The organism is Streptomyces kebangsaanensis, from assembly GCF_001906585.1.
Classification (GTDB): Bacteria; Actinomycetota; Actinomycetes; order Streptomycetales; family Streptomycetaceae; genus Streptomyces; species Streptomyces kebangsaanensis.
Map to the genome: position 1 here is coordinate 120,940 of NZ_JUJA01000088.1, position 1,199 is coordinate 122,138.

Annotated in this window: 2 protein-coding genes and 1 pseudogene; all 3 read right to left on the reverse strand. The window is 69.6% G+C overall.

All coding sequences use genetic code 11. The annotated features are described in order from the left end of the window. Window positions 1-365: pseudogene (locus RH94_RS43265) on the reverse strand (cytochrome P450); the annotation flags it as partial. Between the two features lie 70 nt (window positions 366-435). Beyond that, window positions 436-720, reverse strand: a complete 285-nt coding sequence (locus RH94_RS13565) for a hypothetical protein (protein WP_073947854.1) — start codon at window positions 718-720, stop codon at window positions 436-438. Between the two features lie 139 nt (window positions 721-859). Further along, window positions 860-1,199, reverse strand: a 340-nt coding sequence (locus RH94_RS13570) for a transglycosylase SLT domain-containing protein (RefSeq protein ID WP_073947855.1), incomplete at its 5' end; no start/stop codon positions are given.

Sequence of the window (1,199 nt, forward strand, 5' to 3'; positions counted from 1 at the left end):
GCGAGCCGGACGATCCGGTGCCGCATGCCCTCGACCTGCTGCTGGGTGAAGGCCTGCGAGGCCAGGTGGCGGACGCGGCTGCTGTGCGGCGGGTCCATCACATTGATCGACTCGGGTGACACGATCGGCTCGGGCGTCATCCGGGGGTAGTCGTGGCCGATGATGCCCGCCCGGCTGAAGCGGTGGTCGGTGGTCACCTGCTTGACGGCGTCGAAGCCGGTGACCAGCCAGGCGTCGGCATCGCCGTAGCGAAGCCGGATCCGGGCGGGGGACTCACGGCGCATCAGGTCCGCGAGGGCGGGGTCGAACTCAAGGGCTTCGCTGAAGTCGAACGGGCATCTGACCGTCTCGTTCTCGCCGGTCATCAGTTGGCTCCTCCGGGCATGGGTACGACGTCGGTGGTGTCCACGGCCTGGCGAAGGGCGTGTGCGAGCCTCACGGCACCGCCGGTGCCCCGCCGGCCATGAGAGCGGGCCGGACTTCCTCGGCTGCCGTCACCAGGCCACCGCTGAACGGCTGGAAGCCGGCAGAGGCGGTGGAGGCCGGCCTCGGAGGCAGCACCACACGGCCGTGGGAGCGGACCGCGAGGTCCCGGATGTCACCGGAACGGCCGAGAGCCTGGCCCACGTCCTTCGCGGGCGCCGGGGCCGCCGCGGTCGGCACCCGGTGCCGGGACGTGGTGAATCGAAAACGGTTCTCGTGCTGTCGCTGATCGACCATGCCGTCTGCCTCCTGGCGCGATGGAATCACGAGAGGCCGCACGGACCCGTGACCCGCTCCGTCACCCCCGGCCAGGTGGGCTAAAGGCTCCTCCCCGGCACTTGGACCTCGGTCCTGCTGTGCGGGTGTTGGGCGGCTCTCAGTAGGCGGAGTGGACGTTGTCGATGGAGCCGTAGCGGTGGGCGGCGTAGTTGGCGGCGGCGGTGATGTTGGCGACGGGGTCGGTGACGCTGTGGGGGGTGCCGGCGACGTGGTAGGCCTTGAAGGTGGGGTCGATGACCTGGAGGAGGCCCTTGGAGGGGGTGCCCTTCTTGGCGTTGGTGTCCCAGTTGTTCTGGGCGTGGGGGTTGCCGCCGGACTCGCGCAGGATGTTGCGCTTGAGGCCGTCGTAGCTGCCGGGGATGCCCTTGGCCTTCATGATCTTCAAGGACTGCTTGATCCAGCCGTCGAGGTTGTTGGCGTGGGCGGTCTTGCCCTGC